Here is a 19,021-nt window from a genome sequence, read left to right as displayed (position 1 = left end):
GTTCAAATGATATCACTAATCGAGCAGATCAATAGCGGTCATTGCCATAGCCTTGGCTCCCACCAGCAGCCGTTCTTGCGCATAATCTGATCCTGTTGCTATGGCAAACTCGGGTGTGTGTGCTATCAGATTGCAGCCGATGCCAATGTCAGGATGGAGGGTAGGGGCGGCGTGGCTGACATTGCCGACATCGGTAGACCCGTCTGCGTCTTCCGGTTCGAGGACAGTTACGGTTTCACCTAAGCGGGCCATATTATTTTTGAACAATTCCATAAGCCGTGGGTTATTGATTAATTCTTTAAATAACGGTTCATAGTGCACTGTTTCTACTGTTGTGCCGGTAGCTAAAGCCACCCCTTCCGCCAGCCGCCGTACGGCCGGAACTACGGTGTCTTCCAAATAGCGGGATGACAGTGCCCGTACGGTAAATTTGGCTTGGGCGTTATCGGGGACGATGTTGGGCGCTGTCCCGCCTTTGGTGATAATTCCCGCCAGAATGGTCTCCCGGGTAAAGGTCTGACGCAGCATTTTAATTCCCTGATAAAACATGACAAGGGCGTCTAAAGCGTTGACGCCTTTGTTTGTTTTACTGGCTACATGGGCCGGCTGCCCGTGAAAAGTTACTTGTAACGGATGGGAAGCATAGGAAGTTCCCCCCAGGTAATTACCGTCTGCAGGATGAACAATCAGGACCGCCGTTAAGCCGTCAAAAACACCGTCGGCGGCCATGGCTACCTTAGCGCCGCTTGTCTCCTCCGCCGGGCAGCCAATCAAATAAGAAACAGCCCGGTTACCGGCTACAGTTGCAAATGCCGCTGCCGCTCCCCAACTCATTGCGGCAATCAGGTTATGGCCGCAAGCGTGGCCCAGTTCGGGTAATGCGTCATATTCGGCTAAAAACGCAACTTTCGGGCCATGGCTTCCTTTCCTGGCAATGAAGGATGTTGTATAGCCGCTGATATTCGTCTGCACAGTAAACCCGTAGCGCTTGGCCGCTGTCGTCAAAAGCCGGGCCGCTTGGTACTCATGACCTCCCAGTTCAGGATTTTTGTGTAAAAACAGACTGATTTCCCTGAGTTCAGGGGCCATTGTATCCACTGCAGCCATAACTTCTTCTTTTAATGCCGTTTTATCCATCTCTTGCCTCCGCTAAACCATTTCGCGCATTTAATCAGTGGTGGCTGTTTCGGTAATTACCAGCCCGCCTATTCCGGTTCCCAGCATTGCCCGGACTCCCAGGGGAAGAGTCGTTTTGTCGGCGGTGTGGCCGAAGTGCAGATTATAGAGGACCGGTTTGTTTAAGCCTCCTAAACGGTCCCGCAGCACATCTTCTACAGTGAAGCTGGGCGGTTTGGCTTCGCTATCGCAGTCGGCGCACGCATCAACCACAATCCCGGCTGCATCCTGCAGCTTACCGGCCAGTAATAACTGGGTCAACATGCGGTCAATACGGTAGGGGGCCTCGCCAACCTCTTCGAGACAAAGAATTTTGCCGCAGGTATCAATTTCATAGGGTGTGCCCAGTGTGGCCACAATCAGGCTTAAGTTGCCACCGGTCAGACAGCCTCCGGCTGTTCCCGGCACGATAAACACAGGGGGAGGGGAGAGCGGCGGATTGCTAATGGGTCCGAGCGGCCCGGGAGTAGCGACAGCCCGGAAAAAATTGTCCCAACTATACGCAGAAATGCCTCTTCCCATATCTGACGCCACCATAGGTCCATGGAAGGTGACAAGGCCTGTACGTTGGCCAATACTTAGATGCAGGGCCGTGATGTCACTGTAGCCGACAAACACTTTGGGATGGTCACGGATGGTACTATAGTCCAGAAGTTCCAGCAGCCGCATGGTGCCGTACCCGCCACGGAGGCAAACAATGCCGTCAATATCAGGTGACGCAAACATAGCATTGATGTCGGCGGCCCGTGCGGCATCCGGACCGGACAAATATCCCAGCGTTTGAGCGGTTGTCATACCCAGTTGCACCTTGAACCCCTGTTCTTCCAGCCAGCGTACGCCGGCTGCGGCCAATTCGGGATCGCCGGGGCTGGCCGGAGCGATTACACCGATCGTGTCTCCCGGGCAGAGCCGTTTGGGTTTAATTGGGGAAATAGGGTTCATACAGAAAAGTCTCCTATTGTTATCATTAATAAAGAGATATGCTCTCTTTATTTTTCTATGAACGCGGTTTTAAAGTCGGCAAGTCCTAACACTGACCAGAAATAGCCTTTGACATACGGTTTGGCAATATATGGCTGAGTAGTATAATAGATGGGAATGATGACGGCATCATCAAAGAGAATTTTTTCCGCATCATGCATGGCCTGCATCCGGACTTTTTGGTCAATGGTGGATTGAGCCTGTTCTACCAGGCGGTTATAGGCCGGATTGCTGTATTTAGCGTCATTGCCGGGGTCTTTAAATACATCCATAAACGTCATGGGATCGGCATAATCCCCGACCCACGAGGCCCGGGCAATTTGGAACGCGCCTTGTGACCGTGATTCCAAAAATACTTTGGACTCCTGATTTGTTAAATTAACAGACACACCCAGGTTTTGTTTCCACATCTCCTGAATGGCTTCGGCAATAGATTTATGCAGCTCGCTGGTATTATACAGCAGGGTAACCGGTGGCAACCCTTGGCCGTCAGGATATCCTGCTTCGGCCAGCAATTTTTTGGCCAGCGCCACATCTTCTTTCACATAATTTCCGCCTTCTTCCCGAAAGTCTTTGCCTGTGGCCGGGTTTACAAGTCCGGGCGCCACCCAGGCATAAGCCGGCTGTTTACCGCCTTTGATGACGTTTTTTACCAGTGCTTCCCGGTTGATTGCCAGAGCAAACGCCTTGCGGAGTTGCACGTTGTCAAAAGGGGCCTTCTGCGTATTAAATACGTAGTAGTATACCCCGAGATACGGCGAAATTTTGAGAAGTCCCGCTTGGGTAAGCCGGTCATGCTCGACAACCGGCGGTTCCACCATCATGTCGGCTTGATTGTTTTCTACCAGTGCCAGCCGGGTGGTCTGAGAATCACTGATTGGCCATTCCATTTTTACCAGTTTAACTTGCGCTGCATCCCAGTATTGATCATTTTTGGCAAATTCAATTTTGCCGCTGTGAACCCAATTGGTGATCTTGAACGGGCCGTTGCCAATCAAAGTTTTAACATCGGTGGCCCATGTATCAGGATTGGCGGTTACTGTCTTTTGGTGAACAGGATAGAAAGCATGAAACGCCGTCAAACTTAAAAAGTATGCTGTGGGTGTTTCCAATGTTACTTCCAATGTATGGTCGTTGACGGCTTTTACTCCTACCTGGTCTGCCGTCAGTTTTTTTTGATTGTATGCTTGGGCATTTTTTATCGGGAATAACATATATGCATTTTCTGAAGCAAATTCGGGGTTTAACACCTGTTTCCAGGCAAATTCAAAGTCCTGAGCGGTGACCGGGTCGCCGTTGGACCATTTGGCATTAGACCGCAGATAAAACACATATTTCATCCCGTCAGGAGAAACCTCCCATTTTTCCGCCACACCCGGCGCAGGCTGGTCTTTGGCATCAAGGCGTGTCAAGCCTTCAAAGATCTGCAGCTCTACTAATGATTCGGGAATGGCCGTCGACTTGGCCGGGTCCAAAGTTGCCGGTTCGGCTTCCAGGGCATAGCGGAATACCTGATTATTACCGCCGGATTTGCTGCAGCCTGCTGCCAGAGTTACGAGCATTGTCAGCAGCAGCATTACTGCCAAAAACTTTTTGCGAGACATTGTCATTCCTCCCTAAAACATAAATGGTGATATATGGTTTTGCCAATGTTGGCGACCAGTTGAAGCCCTTGAACATTGGCTGTAAGACCGCCGGTCAAAACGCTAATGATATAGGGGCCGCCAGGCAAAAAAAGAATTCCCGCATCATGTTCCACCCCTGGCAAAGTTCCCGTTTTGTGAGCTATTACTGTTTCTTCAGGCAGAAAATAAGGCAGTTTATCCCGGATTTGTTGCCGTTTTAAAATATCCAGCATTAACGCGCCATATGCGGGCGGCAGACCTGTACTGCTCAATAGGTGTGCAAACAGGCGAGCCAAATCGGCCGCGCTGGTTTCGTTTTCATTGCCTGCCCGGGCGGCGTCAAAGTCCATCATCCGGCGTCGTAGTACCGTTGACTTTAATCCCAAGCCGGTCATGGTCCGGTTTACCTGGTCCATACCGGCGAGATCAATGAGCATATTGGTCGCTATGTTGTCGCTGACGATAATCATCAGCGTGACAAGCTCCCGGACAGTCATAGTGATATCAGGGCGCAATTCCTTTAAGATGCCGGCGCCGCCTGTCCGGTAACCACTGGTTACAACAAGCGTCTCATCCAGTGAGAGTTTACCGGCTGCCGTCTGACGCATGATTTCATACATGATCGGAACCTTAATCATGCTGGCGGCAGGAAATACCATTTCCGGGTTTAGCTCCAGCCTGGCGCCGGTGGCGTGATTGGTGACTACCATTCCCCAGCAGCCGGTATCGGCAGCTAAAATGTCTTCGATTTTTTGGCGTAATGCTTCCATAATTCACTCCATCTTCTATAAAAAATACCGGATTCATGCTCTGTGTATCCGGTGGCATGCCACCATATGGCCGGCGCCTGCGTCTGTGAGCGCGGGTTCCTGTTCGACGCATACCGGCTGGGCGTAGTGGCAGCGGGGGCAAAAGCGGCAGCCGGAAGGAGGATTGATGGGGCTTTGAACATCGCCTGCCAGGCGAATCCGCTCCCGTTTGGCCTCCACCGCCGGGTCGGGAACAGGTATGGCGGACAGCAGCGCTTGGGTATAGGGATGCTGGGGGTTACGGTACAATTCGCTGCTATCGGCCATTTCCACAATTTTGCCAAGATACATGACAGCCACACGGTTACTAATATGTTTCACCATGGCTAAATTGTGAGCAATGAATAAATAGGTCAGTCCCAGTTCGGCCTGGAGGCGCTCCAATAAATTAACCACTTGGGCCTGAATGGAAACATCCAAAGCGGAAATGGGTTCGTCACAGATAATAAAACTTGGGTTAACGGCCAAAGCCCGGGCAATACCGATCCGTTGCCGCTGACCGCCGCTGAATTCATGGGGAAAACGGCTCATATGTTCAGGGGTCAGCCCTACCATCTGCAGCAGGCTGACAATACGCTCCACCCGTTCCCTACCGGCGGCCAGCCCATGAATGTCTAAGGGTTCGCCGATAATATCCCCGACTGTCATGCGCGGATTCAGTGATGCAAAAGGATCCTGAAAAATCATCTGCATATCGCGGCGCAGCTGTTTTTCCTCAAGTTTACCGGTAATAGCCTTCCCGTTAAACAGGATTTCGCCGGCAGTGGGCTTATACAAATGAATAATTGTTCTCCCGGCAGTGGACTTGCCACAGCCGCTTTCGCCTACCAGTCCGAGGGTTTCCCCTTGGCGCATGGAAAAACTCACATCATCAACCGCTTTTAAATAGTGAGTGGGGCGCCCCAAAAAATCGGTGCGGACAGTAAAATATTTTTTTAGATTACGCACTTCTAAAATGTTTTTTTGCTCCATCAGCCTGCGACCTCCTGTTTGGGGTTAGGGGCGGCAGGATGCTGCAGCCAGCAGTTCACGCGGTGTTCCTCACTTATCCTGGTAGTTTCGGGATAATGTTCCTGACAAATACGCATGGCATAAGGACAGCGGGGATGAAAGGGGCAGCCGGCCGGCGGCTGTAACAGGTCAGGCGGCTGTCCGGCAATGGCAGTCAGCAGTTGTTTTTGTGTTGAATCCAGGCGCGGTACCGATTGTAAGAGTCCCCAGGTGTAAGGATGCCGGGGATGATAGAAGATATCCCGGGCCGTTCCCGCTTCGGCAATTTTGCCTGCGTATAACACAATCACCCGGCTGCACAACCCGGCAATCACGCCAAGGTCATGGGAAATGAGAATAATGGCTGTGTTTAATTTGCGCTGCAGGTCTTTCATCAGATCAAGAATCTGCGCTTGAATGGTTACGTCAAGGGCCGTAGTCGGCTCATCAGCAATCAGGAGTTTCGGATTACAGGCCAAGGCTATGGCGATCATCGTCCGTTGCCGCATGCCGCCGCTGAATTGGTGCGGATAATTTTTTACGCGTTGTTCCGGTGAAGGGATACCGACCAGGCGCAGCATTTCCACAGCCCGGGCATAGGCGTCTTTGCGGTTCATATGTTGATGCAACTGTAAAGATTCAGCAATTTGCATCCCGACAGTAAGCACCGGATTAAGGGAAGTCATAGGGTCCTGAAAAATCATACTAATATCATTACCCCGGATATTTTCCATCTCCGGTTCGGGTCTTTGCAGTAAATCGGCACCTTCAAATAGTATTTTCCCCTTGGCATATCTGCCAGGGGGAGTAGGAATAAGCCTCATAATGGCATGAGCTGTCACGCTTTTGCCGGAACCTGATTCGCCGACAATACCGACAGCCTCCCCCGGAAGAACCTGAAAACTTATCTGATCAACAGCCTTGACCTCACCGGCATACGTGTCAAAGGATACGGCCAATTCTTCAACAGCTAACAACGGCTTCATTACTTTGCCTCCCTATCTTCGTACGCGGGGGTCCAGCGCATCCCGCAGACCGTCCCCCAGGAAATTAAAGGCCAGCATGGTAATACTGATGGCCACAGCCGGAAAAAACAGTTGGAAGGGATAGGAACGTAAACTGGCAACCCCCTCGGAGGCCAGCACTCCCCAACTGGCCATGGGAGCAGCAACGCCGAGGCCGATAAAGCTGAGAAACGCCTCGGTGAAGATGGCTTCCGGAATGGCAAACGTCACCGTGATAATAATTGGCCCTATGGCGTTGGGGAGGAGATGACGAAACAGAATGCGCCAGTGATTTGCGCCTATAGTTCGTGCTGCCAGAACATACTCCTGTTCCTTCAGGCTTAAAATCTGCCCGCGGACAATCCGCGCCATACCAAGCCAGTAAGCAATACCCAGGGCAATAAAAATATTAGTCAGTCCTGGTTTCAAAATAACCATGAGGAGTATTACATAGAGCAAAACCGGTATGCCGTACAAAATATCGACAATATTCATCATAATCCTGTCAATCCGGCCGCCAAAGAAACCGGCTATACCACCATAAACAACCCCAATGGTAAGATTGATCAAACTGGCCACAAACCCGATAGCCAGTGAAATACGTGCGCCGTACAAGACCCGGACAAACAAATCACGGCCGAGGCTATCAGTACCGAACCAGTGTCCGGGTCCGGGCGGTTTATTGGCTTCCATAAGATTTTGATCAGAATAGGAAACCGGGGACAGCCAGGGACCGATAACCGCAATCACGATAATAAACAGTAACGTGTATAAGCCGGCCATAGCCAGTTTATTTTTTTTCAGACGCCGCCAGGCGTCCTGCCCATAGGTTGTACCGGGACGGGTACTTGTTACAACCGGTCCGGTACGTATGACAGGTTCAAATAATTCGTTGTTCAGTGACATTGTTACCTACCTTGTTTTCCATCAAGTTTTATGCGGGGATCAAGTAAGGGATAAATAAGATCTACTGCTAAATTTAAGCTGATGATCAACAGGCTGTAAAAAACGGTAACACCGAGAATTACTGTATAGTCCCGGTTATAGATGCTTGTGACAAAATGCCGCCCTAAGCCGGGAATGGCAAAAATGCTCTCGATAATAAAGCTGCCGGTCAATATGGACGCAGCCATGGGACCAATATAGGTGATTACCGGGATTAACGCGTTTTTTAGCGCGTGCCGGTATAAGATGATCGTTTGAGACAGCCCTTTTGCCCGTGCCGTCTTGATATAATCCTGAGCAAGGACCTCCAGCATACTGGAACGGGTAAGACGGGCAATGAAGGCCATCGGATGGCTGGCTAAAGCCAGGGCCGGTAAAACCATATATTCAATACCTCCCCACAGTGCCGCCGGCAACAAGGCCAGCTTGATGGCCAATACATAGATAAGTAGTACGGCAAGCACAAAACTGGGTACCGACACCCCAAGTGTTGCCATAAACATTGTGGCATAGTCCTGCCATTTATTTTGGCGCAACGCGGCAATAGCACCGGCAGGGATTCCCAGCACGATAGCCAAGGTGATGCTTACTATGCCCAATTGAAAGGATACCGGGAAGCTTTCGCGAATAATATCATTAACGGTACGGCCGGCGTATTTAAAAGAAGGGCCTAAATCAAAACGGCTTAAATTGGCCAGGTAGTCAATATATTGTTTCCATAAGGGGTCACTCAGCCGGTAGCGTTCTTCAATATTTTTCAGTACGGCGGCAGGGATATTTTTTTCGCTGGTAAAGGGACCGCCAGGGATGGCATGCATGAGCAGAAACGTAATCGTGATAATGGCCAGCAAAACAATTAGGGAACTGACAATACGCTTCAGTATATAACGCAACAAATTAGTACACTCCTGTCTGGACGAGACAAAGCGGTATGCTCGTGTATTACCTCTTTACCTACCCGTTTACCGGGCTGTTTCTGGATATATGCTTCCTTAAAGTTACAGGATTCATGCCATTGTTGTAAGGTATTGGAAACTCATTAACATTAAAAATAGGTTAATCTTCAATGCCTGTACTATAGACTTGTGGTATACTGGCATAAAGGTTGGAATGCAAGCACTCTTAATTATTAATTATACAGGAAAAAAAGGAGGTTAGTGCGGTATGCGCATTGATTATCACATGCATTTTGAATATGGCAGCTATGACCTTGACTGGGTGCAGGGATTTTTTGACCATGCCCGGAGCCGCGGCATTGATGAGATTGGAATATCGGAGCACAGTCATGGTTTTATCGAGTTTAAGGACTTATATTATGAGGAATTGATCCTTGATGAATCTCCGGTAGGACAGTATCAGCGGCAATGGCTGACCAAGAATAAGTTTCGCTACAGTATTAAGGAATACCTGCAGTTTATGGACCTGTTGAAAAAGAAGGGCTATCCGGTGAAAACCGGCATTGAAGTCTGTAACTTTCAAAATCAGGAAGGTGTCCGGGCCATTCTGGCAGAGCATCAATTTGATTATATAATTGGCTCAGTTCACTTCCTTAAGGGATGGGGCTATGATTTTGCCGATATTAAGTTTGTCTGGAACCAATATAGCCTTAAGGATATCTATGAATGGTATACGGCAGCTATAGAACATTTATGCGCCGCCGGCCTCTATGATGTCCTCGGGCATCCCTTTAATATCCGGCTGTTTAAAAATTTCCCCGATTTTGATGTACAGCCGTTTTTGGACCGCGCCGCCCAGGCGGTGCATAAAGCCGGTATGGCCATAGACATTAACACGGGAACATTGTACCGTTATCCGGTTATGGAAATTTCCCCCTACCCGGCGTTCATGGCAACTGCCAAAAAATATAATATCCCCATCATTGTATCCTCAGACGCCCACCGTCCGGAGGACTGCGGGAGGCATATCGATATGGCGGAGGATTACGCCAAAGCCCACGGATATGACGAAGTGCTGGTATTTGCCGGGCGTAAGGCCGTGCCTTATAAACTGTCTTGAGATGCCGACTGTGGAGTTTTCCATAATATATAATCATTAAGGAAAGAAGGAGAAAATATTGGATTTCGATGCGCTGTACCATCCTTATCCATCACGGCGGAGTGTTGTCTATGCCAAAAACGGCATGGTAGCTACGTCCCAGTCATTGGCGGCGCAGGCCGGGCTGGCAATTTTGCGCAAAGGCGGCAACGCTGTTGATGCGGCAGTGGCCACGGCGGCCTGCCTTACTGTTGTTGAACCGACATCGAATGGTATCGGCGGGGATGCCTTTGCCCTTGTCTGGATTAAAGACAGGCTCTATGGTCTGAATGCGAGCGGACCGGCGCCTGCGGCAATAACCCTGGAAGAGGTAGCAAAGCAAGGACACAAGGAGATTCCTAAAAACGGCTGGCTGGCGGTCACCGTCCCGGGGGCGCCATCGGCGTGGGCGGCGCTGATAGAACGCTTCGGCAAGCTGACCTTGCCGGAAGTGCTGCTGCCGGCCATTGAATATGCCGAAGCCGGTTACCCGGTATCGCCGGTAACCAGTCTGCAGTGGGAGGCCGGGTTTCAGCGGTTCCGTGCGGCCAAAGGGGAAGAATTCCGGTATTGGTTTGATACGTTCGCTCCGCACGGGCGGGCGCCGGTGGCCGGAGAAATCTGGCGATCGGCAAACCACGGGCAGACCCTGCGGAAAATTGCCGAAACAAAGGCCAAAGCTTTTTATGAAGGTGAATTAGCCGATAAAATTGTTGCTTTTGCCAAACAATACGGCGGTTATCTCCGGGAAGCGGACTTGGCCGGTTACCGGCCGGAATGGGTGGAACCCATTCATGTGAACTACCGGGGGTATGATGTTTGGGAGATTCCTCCCAATGGTCATGGACTGGTTACACTGCTGGCGTTAAATATCCTCAAAGGCTTTACATTTGATGCCAAAGAAACTGCCGAGACGTACCATAAACAGTTCGAGGCCATAAAATTAGCGTTTGCCGACGGTTTGGCCTATATTGCCGATCCGCGGAAAATGCGGGTCAGTGTGACCGACCTGTTGTCAGATGCCTATGCTGCCGAACGCCGGAAACTTATCGGCAAAGAAGCCCTTCAGCCCGCGCCGGGGTCACCGCCCGGAGGCGGCACTGTTTACCTGGCCGCCGCCGATGCCGAAGGCAATATGGTGTCTTACATTCAGAGCAACTATATGGGCTTCGGTTCGGGCCTGGTGGTTCCCAACACCGGTATTGCGCTCCACAACCGTGGCTGCAATTTCTCGCTTGATCCCAATCATGACAATTGCCTGGAACCGGGTAAAAAGCCTTATCATACCATCATCCCCGGCTTTCTCAGCAAAGACGGCCGGGCCGTCGGGCCTTTCGGCGTTATGGGCGGTTTTGTACAGCCCCAAGGGCATCTCCAGATGGTTATGAATACCATTGATTTTAAACTTAACCCGCAGACGTCCCTGGATGCGCCCCGTTGGCAATGGGTGCAAGGCAAAACCATCCAAGTGGAGCATCAATTCCCCGAAGCCGTTGCCGAGGCTTTGGCAAGGCGCGGTCATGATATCCAGCGAACTGTTGGCAACATTACCATGGGCCGGGGACAAATTATCTGGCGTGACAATAGCGGCGTACTGGCCGGAGGTACTGAACCCCGGACAGACGGGGCCGTTGCTGCCTGGTAGGGGAACAGATATAAACGGAGGCCGGCGTGGCCCGTCTACTTTTTTTGTACATTACTTGGCAGTACCAAGTATCTTATCCGCCATATAGAGGAGAATATTTACGCCGTCAAGTAAAGCTTCTTTATTAAAAGTCATTTCCGGGTGGTGCAAACCGGGGGTGAGGTCTGCGCCTAACCCGATATAGCCGGTTTTTAAGGCGGGCTTATGTTTGCGGAAGAAGTGAAAGTCTTCGCCGCCAGGAGTGGTAACCGGAGCAAGTAATCCTTTCTCACCCAGTACCGAAGTGATAGCTTCTTTGGCTAAGTCGACAATATCCTGAGCATATTCGGCGGCAGGACAGCCTCCAAGTATATTTATGGCAGCTTGGCCGCCCACGGTAGCTGCCCCTGCTTGGATGGCACGTGTCGCTTTTTCAATAAGTTCCTCCATGGTAGCGTTGTTTTGGGCCCGCAGGTCCAGGGCCATTACGGCCTTATCCGGGATAGAGTTTAAAGTGGCTCCGCCGGCGTGAAGCTTAGTCACCTTAACGGTGGCGGGGATGACGGGATTGATATGTATTGCATTGATGGCCTGAACGGCTGCCGCTGCTCCGTCAATCGCATTAACGCCCAGATGGGGCCGGGCGCCGTGGGCTGTGCTGCCGTGAATGGTGGCTTCCATAATATAACTGGCGCCATGGCAAAGAGCAGGGGTGGCTTGCTTCAACGCTGCTTCTTGAATAGGCCGCAGGTGAATTCCAAGGAGAATATCCACATCATCAATTGCGCCATCTTCAATCATCCGGGTGGCGCCAAGTAACGTTTCCTCGGCAGGCTGGAAAAGTATCTTTAGCGTCCCCTGGGTTATTCCCTTAGCGGCTAATTCTTGAGCTGCCGCTAATACAATGGCGGCGTGGGCATCGTGGCCGCAGGAATGAATTGCGGCGTCCTGGCCGTCAATAACATGGGGCAAGGCATCCATATCGGCGCGTAATGCCAAAGTTGGACCGGGGCGGCTGCTGGTCAACGTGCCAATAACCCCTGTCCCGCCTACGCCGGTTTGAATCTGATAACCGGAATGTTGTAGTTGTCCGGCCAGAAACGCTGCTGTTTTTACTTCCTTAAAGCCTATTTCCGGAATGGAATGAAGCGTAGTCCAGATTTCTTTGACTCTGGTTGCTAAAAGGGTCATAGAGTTACCTCCACTTGGGTTTTTTAAGTAATAGCGCGCGTGATTGGCAAGGTGATAAATTTAAATATACCCAAGTATAGTTTGTTGCCCGTAGCTTAAATTCCTCTGTTGCAGAAAAATATACCTAAGACCTTTTCTTATCCTGGCAGAAAAGTATAACTCTCTGCCAGGATAAGAGCAACATCGGCTTCCGCTTTTGCCAAAGGCTCGGCGCAAGCCGTGTTTTCTTTATTATGCTGCGGAAAGCAGATAACAACAGAGCAGGAAAAGATTTGTTGTTATCGAAATAAAAACAATGTCTACCGCTCTCTTCCTGCTTTTTATTCTACGGTTACCCAAAGGTCGACTGCTCTGGCAGTCTCATTCGTATTTGGGATAATCTGCAGTTTGCCTTTGCCTGGTTTTTTGGCGATAAATATTACTCTGCCGGTTTCCTGCTGATTGGTTTCTTGTTGCATTATGTCACCAAAAAAGTATTCGCCAGATGACGAAAAACGAGTATTCTTGGTAAGACCTTGTGCAGGTTCAAGGATCAGCCTCTGCCCTACCTTGAGTACAATATTATTGGCAGAAAGCTGTACTTTATCGGTAGCATTGTAATTATACGTGACTTTAACATCCTTCTCGGTCGTTTGTTTGGAAGGACTGGTTGGCGAAGGTTGGGGTTCAACAGGTGTGAGGTTAGCACATCCGACTATTAGGAGCATGACGGACAGTAATAATCCAACAAAGACTACAGCCCATGGTTTGTTTTGCATGAATCTCATAGTAACGACCATTCCTTTCGCTGTGCTCAAGGCACAAAAATATATGAAACAGAATAGCTTTACGTATGGAAGGAGATTGCCGCGCTACGATACCGTAATGCCTAACTAAGCACGATTCAATGACTTACTGCTTCGAATACGGTCTCATAGGCAACGGTGCTCGCAATGACCGGAAAAAATACCGTTCCTCTATCGTCATTGCGAACGTTAGTGAAGCAATCTCCCTTTTCATTCTTGTTGGTGCGCCTGAAGGGCGCATGGTCTATCTCGTAATGACAGCAAAATTATTCGTGAGTAATATAGTGAGAACTTTGGGGAAATGAATAACTCAGGAGAACTTCCTCTGCATTACAAGTTAATGATAGATACTATAATTGTAATTAATGCCGGAATTGTTATCCCAGTTATTAGCGCTGTCTTTAAAACAGACGTGGAATGTGTCAACAGGTTTAGGAATGGTTACACTGGTTTCGAATCCATCCATAGTCTTTACCATTTTGTAGTCACGTACGTCTTCCCAATTTCGTCCGAATCCGACGTGAGCATAAATTTCACTGGCGCCACTTTGTGAAAGCAGACCATTATAAGTTATTTTGATGATGTCTTTGGAAGTAGGAAAGGCAGGCCTAATGAATACCCCGTTGGCATCATAATGTGTATTTACCGTTTTTAACATCTGGCATCATCCTCCTTTAGGTCAAGATACAATTAGTGTTTCCTAATTTTAAAGTGAACATGTCTGTAAATAATTTAATCTAAGGGACGGTTAAGCTCATGAATAAAGTGGTTCAGAAACCTTTATATTGGTATTCAGATTCAAGGCGGGGAAAAAGATCCTGAAACGCAGAAACGTTGCAGGATCTTTTTTAAAGGCTGATATCGAAAGTTTATAGGTATGATTTTAAAGGAATTTGGAAGTTATTAGGTGAATAGTAAAATATAAGGAGAGAAGGATTTAAGATAGCATAATTCATGGTTGGATAAATGTGGCAACAAGTTATTGGTAAGGGGAGAGGTAATAATCATGAAGCAAGAACGAATAAAGCAAATCGTTGGAATCGGCTATGTGAACTTGGCAACATTGGTATGGGCTACCAATATGGTACTAGGCCGGTTGCTGAAGGATTCTATGGGACCGATCACTATGTCGGCGGCCAGATTCTTTATAGCTTCGATAATTTTTGCCGTAATGCTCCGGCAACAGCCGCTTAAAGAACGGCGAATGGATAAAGATTACCGGTTACTGGCAGCAATGGCTCTTACCGGGATCGTATTGTTTTCTCCGGTACTTTATTTAGGACTTCGCTATACTACCGCAGTCAACAGTACGATTATTAACGGATTAGCGCCGCTGTTGACCGGCCTTTTTGCGACTTGGCTTATAAAAGAACCTATGTCCCGCAGGCAGATTAGCGGCGCTCTAGTGGCGTTATTTGGCGTACTTTTTTTGATTTCAGGCGGCTCGTGGTCATTTTGGAAAACGGCACAATTTAACATGGGTGATTTCATTGTCCTGATTGCAGTAGCCATATGGGGATTGTATTCTGTTATTAGCGGTAAGGTTATGCATTATCGTTCTTCTATTTCCGCAACAGCTTTTTCAACATTTCTAGGTCTTCCGGTCTTATGTCTGTTAGCTGTATGGGAACTGCAAACTATTCCGGTTAATCTTGATGTTACATTGATTGTAAGCATCATCTATTTGGGCATTGTTCCGGCTGCTGTCGGATTTTATGCCTGGAATGCGGGTGTAGCCCGTCTTGGCCCAAGCGGAGCTATGGTTTTTTATAATACGTTACCGCTGTATGGCGCTTTACTCGGTTTTATATTTTTAGGCGAGCCAATCGGGATATCCCATATAATTGGCGGACTGCTAATTGTAATTGGCGGTATCTGGGGAGCACGGAACCCGGCTAAAAAGGAGGTGATTGATTGTGGCGATTAATTAGTTTAAACAAATATTTTCCTGGGAAATACTTAGAATAGGTAGCAGTGGAAGCGTTTATTTATTTCCGGTTTGGCAGTAGGACTGGTTATTTTGCTGAAGTTTCCCGGGCAAGCTCCGGTTTGGTAAGATTTGCCGCAGTAATCGTGTTGGAATCGAACAAATAGGCTATAAAGAAGGTAGCAAGGCACGCCAGCCATTCCAGATAGATAACATGAGGAAATATACGGACTGACGGCATGGTCTGCCACAGGATCAAAACGATAAGACTGGCTAGTACGGTATAAAAGGCGGAGTTCCTCCGGCACAGGCCGGGCATAAAGAGCGTAAACAATACAATAACACTGAACGCTGCGGTAAGGCTAAGGCCGATCATGAGGGTTTGAATAATTCCACTTACCGTCATCGCCAGCAACAGCGTTACCATTCCTAAAACCAGTACCGATCCTTTAGTGACAAGAAGGAAATTTTTTTCCGTAACAGTTGGGTTTACAAATCTTTTATAGATATCTTGGGAGAACAGCGTAGCTGAGCTTAATAGCAGATTACAGGCGGTGGATATATCGGCGGCCCACAAAGCGGCCAGAGTAATACCTGCCAGGAAGGGATTCAGAGACATAATGGTAAGCGGCAAGGCAAGTGAAGCGCTGACGTCAGGGTACATAGATTTTGCGATAATCCCCATTAGGGCACAGACGAAACCAATGGGCAACATCATGAGGCCACCGATAATGAACCCGCGGCGGGCAGTGTATTCATCTTTGGCGCCCAGTGAAATTTGAATAATGCTTTGCAGTGACAAGTTAACCGTTACCAGTACGACAATCCAGCTAACAATCCCGGTAACACCGACACCGCTAATCACATCAAAATACGGTATGTTGGGCGGTAATTTAGGAACAATGTTCGAGATGCCGCCGACCCGGGTCAGACTGACAAAAGTGGCTAAGAGGATGCCGATATAGATAAGCGTGATATTTAATATGTTGGACAAGCTGGCAGACCACATACCGCCGATAAAGGTAATGCCGATAAACACAACCGCGCTGGTAAGCATACCGGTGGTAAAGGTAAAGATATCAGGGAGCAGAGTGCAGAGAATGCTGCCGCCGGCAATGTATTGCAGAGATGTAATGACTAATTGGATAATGATTTGGCAAGCGACACCGGCGATCATTCCTTTTTTGTCGTAAAATCGCTCCAACAGTTCCGGGATGGTAGTAATACCCAGTTCCCGGTATTTTTTCGCCACCAACAGTCCCATGGTAATAGCGCCAATCCCCCAAGCGGCAGTATACCAGCCTGCGGAGAGACCCAGTTTATAAGCCTGCTCCGAAACTCCGATGGTCGAGGCCCCGCCTATGGCAAGGCCTACGATTGAGACAGTAATCAGTGGAGTGGTCAATTGTCTTCCTGCCAGGATATAATTAGTTGCACCGCCGCTGGAGCGGCGCTGTGCGAAGTAGCTGATCAGAAATAAAAGAGCAATGTATAACAGCACAATGGTTAAAGGAATACTCATAATTTACCTCCTATAATCAATGTTCACATTCATTATTCTTAATGCCGGCTTACTAAGAATAACAAAAAGAGAATAATAAAAAAACCGCCCCTTCGATAGGGACGGTTTTAACCGCGGTACCACCCAAATTAATCTTATTCAAAAATAAAAAAGGCACCGCGTCAGGGGCGAATTGCCGCGGTACCACCCTTTTTGATCATAAGATCCTCTTGAAGTCTGTAACGTAGACAATACGGCCCGGCCTACTGGAATTTCAGCCTGCGGTTCGGGAAGGAACTTCATCATGCATTACAACCGGTTCGCACCAACCACCAGTTCTCTGAATGTAACAACATGATTACTTTTTTCCGTCATTACCATTATCAATGATTATATTGATTATTATTGTAGTTTGTGGTTGGATGTTTGTCAACAGGGTGCAAAATATTTTCGTAAAAAAGTTAATTGCGATTCATACGAGCAAATGAATTGACAGGTGTCCGAAGCTATAGTACAATAAGTTGCAAATCACAGATATTGATGACGTGCTATGATGAAGAATAGTAAACAAGGGAAGGATTCAGAGAGCCAATGGATGGTGTGAATTGGTACCTGATCTTGTTGAATCCGCTTCGGAGCAGACAGGGAAACAACCTGGTCCGGTTTGATACCGTTATCATCTGAGAGGTCATATTTTTATGACAAAAGAAGGTGGCACCACGTGAGAATTTTGCTCCCGTCCTTGGCGATAGCTAAGAACGGGAGTTTTTTGATTTCCCCAATATTAAAACAGGAGGTATATTATGAAAATTTTAGTTGCAGAAACCATTTCCGAAAAAGGAATTGAAGTGTTGATTAATGCCGGCGCATCTGTGGATGTTAACACTAAACTTTCACGGGAACAATTACTGGGAATCATTGGCGATTATGATGCAATTATTGTCCGCAGCGTAACCAAGGTAAATGAAGAATTTTATCAAAAGGCCACTAAATTGAAAGTGGTGGGGCGTGCGGGCAACGGGGTAGACAATATTGATATGGAAGGTGCGACCAAACGCGGTATTATTGTGGTAAATACGCCGGAATCTAATGTGGTGTCAGCTGCAGAACATACCATTGGTTTATTACTTGCTTCTTGCCGGAATATTCCTCAGGCTCATGCCAGACTTCAGGAGCGGGTTTGGGACCGTTCTAATTTAAAAGGGGTTGAATTGTTAAATAAAACCGTAGGGATCGTGGGACTGGGCCGGATCGGGTCTTTAGTGGCTACCCGTTTAAAAGCTTTTGGTATGAATGTCATTGCTTATGATCCCTATATCAGTGACGCCCGGTTCAAAAAATTTGGCGTAGAGAAAAGAGAAAAACTGGAAGATTTAATCAAAGAATCGGATTTTATTACTGTTCATACTCCGAAAACAGAGGAAACCATGGGGATGATCGGTAAAGATCAATTTAAAATTGCTAAAAAAGGTGTCCGGGTCGTGAATTGTGCCCGGGGTGGCATTATTGACGAACAGGCTTTGGTAGAGGCTCTGAAAGAAAAAATTGTTGCCAGCGCGGGGATTGATGTATTAGTGGATGAACCCAATCCCACTTCGCCACTGCTGGATCTTAGCAATGTGGTTGTTACACCGCATTTGGGTGCCGATACCGTAGAGGCTCAGGACAATGTGGGGGTGACGGTAGCGCAGGAAGTCATCAGCGCGCTTAAGGGAGAGATGGTGCCCAATGCCGTCAACCTGCCTACCATCCAGAGCCGGGACCTTGAAGTGCTGAAATCCTATCTGCAGCTTGGTGAAATATTGGGAAAAATATATTACCAGTTAGAAAAAGAAGCAGTTGAAAAAGTAGAGATTATGTATAGTGGTGAAGTTGCCGGCCTCGAAACATCAATGATTACATTGGCAATACTTAAAGGGCTGTTTGAACCGGTGTTAAAGGAAAGAGTTAATTATGTTAATGCCAGCCTGACGGCTCAAAGCCGGGGCGTTATTGTAACCGAGAGCAAAGAAGCTGTAGCCGATAATTATTTGACCTTGATCAAGGTCAAAATCGTGTCCCCCAAAGGAAACTTCACGATCAGTGGTACGGTGTTTGGGAAAGGTGAGTTGCGTATTGTAGAACTCAACGGATATGAGTTTGATGTTACCCCAACCCCCTATATGCTTATGGTGGAAAATATAGACAAACCCGGTGTTGTCGGTCAAATTGGAACTCTGCTGGGAGTCGGCAAAGTAAATATCGCCACCATGCAACTTGGACGGAATTTTGCCGATAACCGCGCGATGATGGTGCTTACTGTTGATTCGGAAGTATCGAAAGAGACTCTGCAATTTATTGGAAGCGTGGAAGGTGTTGTAAAAGCACGGTCGGTCAAAATATAGCTTTTCATGGGTTGAAGTCAATACACAGGATATAACATTTAGCAA

Annotated in this window: 16 protein-coding genes and 2 other annotated features; of the genes, 4 read left to right on the top strand and 12 right to left on the bottom strand. The window is 48.3% G+C overall.

Features of this window, described 5'->3' with window-relative positions; translation table 11 throughout:
• Positions 1-15: 15 nt before the first annotated feature.
• Genes SCACP_RS18420 through SCACP_RS18385 form a run of 8 tightly spaced genes read right to left on the bottom strand, consistent with a single transcriptional unit; the run spans position 16 to position 8,426 of the window.
• Positions 16-1,137 (bottom strand): amidohydrolase, encoded by a 1,122-nt coding sequence (locus SCACP_RS18420; RefSeq protein WP_425058960.1) that lies wholly within the window; start codon positions 1,135-1,137, stop codon positions 16-18.
• A 30-nt stretch (positions 1,138-1,167) separates the two neighbouring features.
• Positions 1,168-2,118 (bottom strand): S66 peptidase family protein, encoded by a 951-nt coding sequence (locus SCACP_RS18415; protein ID WP_425058959.1) that lies wholly within the window; start codon positions 2,116-2,118, stop codon positions 1,168-1,170.
• Between the two features lie 47 nt (positions 2,119-2,165).
• A complete protein-coding gene (locus SCACP_RS18410; protein WP_425058958.1) occupies positions 2,166-3,761 on the bottom strand; it encodes a peptide ABC transporter substrate-binding protein in 1,596 nt (531 codons plus the stop codon).
• A 2-nt stretch (positions 3,762-3,763) separates the two neighbouring features.
• Positions 3,764-4,552, bottom strand: coding sequence for a serine hydrolase (locus SCACP_RS18405; protein WP_425058957.1), 789 nt, complete (start codon positions 4,550-4,552; stop codon positions 3,764-3,766).
• 33 nt (positions 4,553-4,585) lie between these two features.
• Positions 4,586-5,563, bottom strand: a complete 978-nt coding sequence (locus SCACP_RS18400; protein ID WP_425058956.1) for an ABC transporter ATP-binding protein — start codon at positions 5,561-5,563, stop codon at positions 4,586-4,588.
• Positions 5,563-6,567, bottom strand: coding sequence for an ABC transporter ATP-binding protein (locus SCACP_RS18395; RefSeq protein ID WP_425058955.1), 1,005 nt, complete (start codon positions 6,565-6,567; stop codon positions 5,563-5,565). Before SCACP_RS18395 ends, SCACP_RS18400 begins: the two co-directional genes overlap by 1 nt.
• Before the next feature lie 12 nt (positions 6,568-6,579).
• Positions 6,580-7,491 (bottom strand): ABC transporter permease, encoded by a 912-nt coding sequence (locus SCACP_RS18390; RefSeq protein ID WP_425058954.1) that lies wholly within the window; start codon positions 7,489-7,491, stop codon positions 6,580-6,582.
• 2 nt (positions 7,492-7,493) lie between these two features.
• Positions 7,494-8,426 (bottom strand): ABC transporter permease, encoded by a 933-nt coding sequence (locus tag SCACP_RS18385; protein ID WP_425058953.1) that lies wholly within the window; start codon positions 8,424-8,426, stop codon positions 7,494-7,496.
• Between the two features lie 268 nt (positions 8,427-8,694).
• Between SCACP_RS18385 and SCACP_RS18380 the strand changes: the two genes are divergently transcribed.
• The gene (locus tag SCACP_RS18380; protein ID WP_425058952.1) at positions 8,695-9,546 is read left to right on the top strand and encodes a histidinol-phosphatase; all 852 of its coding nucleotides are present in this window, start codon (positions 8,695-8,697) and stop codon (positions 9,544-9,546) included.
• A 58-nt stretch (positions 9,547-9,604) separates the two neighbouring features.
• Positions 9,605-11,209, top strand: coding sequence for a gamma-glutamyltransferase family protein (locus SCACP_RS18375; RefSeq protein ID WP_425058951.1), 1,605 nt, complete (start codon positions 9,605-9,607; stop codon positions 11,207-11,209).
• Positions 11,210-11,260: 51 nt separating this feature from the next.
• On the opposite strand, the gene SCACP_RS18370 is transcribed toward SCACP_RS18375, so the two are convergent.
• The 3 genes from SCACP_RS18370 to SCACP_RS18360 all read right to left on the bottom strand — a co-directional run bounded on the left by SCACP_RS18370 (position 11,261) and on the right by SCACP_RS18360 (position 13,822).
• Positions 11,261-12,379: an amidohydrolase gene (locus SCACP_RS18370; RefSeq protein ID WP_425058950.1), complete on the bottom strand. Its 1,119-nt coding sequence runs from the start codon at positions 12,377-12,379 to the stop codon at positions 11,261-11,263.
• A gap of 320 nt (positions 12,380-12,699) precedes the next feature.
• Positions 12,700-13,086 carry a hypothetical protein gene (locus tag SCACP_RS18365; protein ID WP_425058949.1) on the bottom strand — a complete coding sequence of 129 codons (387 nt, stop codon included), beginning with the start codon at positions 13,084-13,086 and terminating at the stop codon, positions 12,700-12,702.
• A gap of 415 nt (positions 13,087-13,501) precedes the next feature.
• Positions 13,502-13,822, bottom strand: a complete 321-nt coding sequence (locus SCACP_RS18360) for a carbohydrate-binding protein (protein ID WP_425058948.1) — start codon at positions 13,820-13,822, stop codon at positions 13,502-13,504.
• A 348-nt stretch (positions 13,823-14,170) separates the two neighbouring features.
• Here SCACP_RS18360 and SCACP_RS18355 point away from each other — a divergent pair, with 348 nt between their 5' ends.
• On the top strand, positions 14,171-15,091 hold the full coding sequence (locus tag SCACP_RS18355; protein WP_425058947.1) for a DMT family transporter: 921 nt from the start codon (positions 14,171-14,173) through the stop codon (positions 15,089-15,091).
• 88 nt (positions 15,092-15,179) lie between these two features.
• Here SCACP_RS18355 and SCACP_RS18350 read toward each other — a convergent pair whose 3' ends face one another.
• Complete coding sequence (locus tag SCACP_RS18350; RefSeq protein WP_425058946.1) at positions 15,180-16,613, bottom strand: sodium:solute symporter family protein; 1,434 nt, start codon at positions 16,611-16,613, stop codon at positions 15,180-15,182.
• A 94-nt stretch (positions 16,614-16,707) separates the two neighbouring features.
• Positions 16,708-16,976: a binding site (T-box leader), on the bottom strand.
• A 157-nt stretch (positions 16,977-17,133) separates the two neighbouring features.
• Positions 17,134-17,339 (top strand) — a binding site (T-box leader).
• A gap of 56 nt (positions 17,340-17,395) precedes the next feature.
• On the opposite strand from SCACP_RS18350, the gene serA reads away from it, so the two are divergent.
• A complete protein-coding gene (gene serA, locus SCACP_RS18345; RefSeq protein ID WP_425058945.1) occupies positions 17,396-18,976 on the top strand; it encodes a phosphoglycerate dehydrogenase in 1,581 nt (526 codons plus the stop codon).
• Positions 18,977-19,021 lie beyond the last annotated feature (45 nt).

The organism is Sporomusaceae bacterium ACPt (assembly GCA_041428575.1).
GTDB classification, from domain to species: Bacteria; Bacillota; Negativicutes; order Sporomusales; family Sporomusaceae; genus Sporomusa_D; species Sporomusa_D carbonis.
This window is presented reverse-complemented; position numbering and strand designations above follow the sequence as displayed.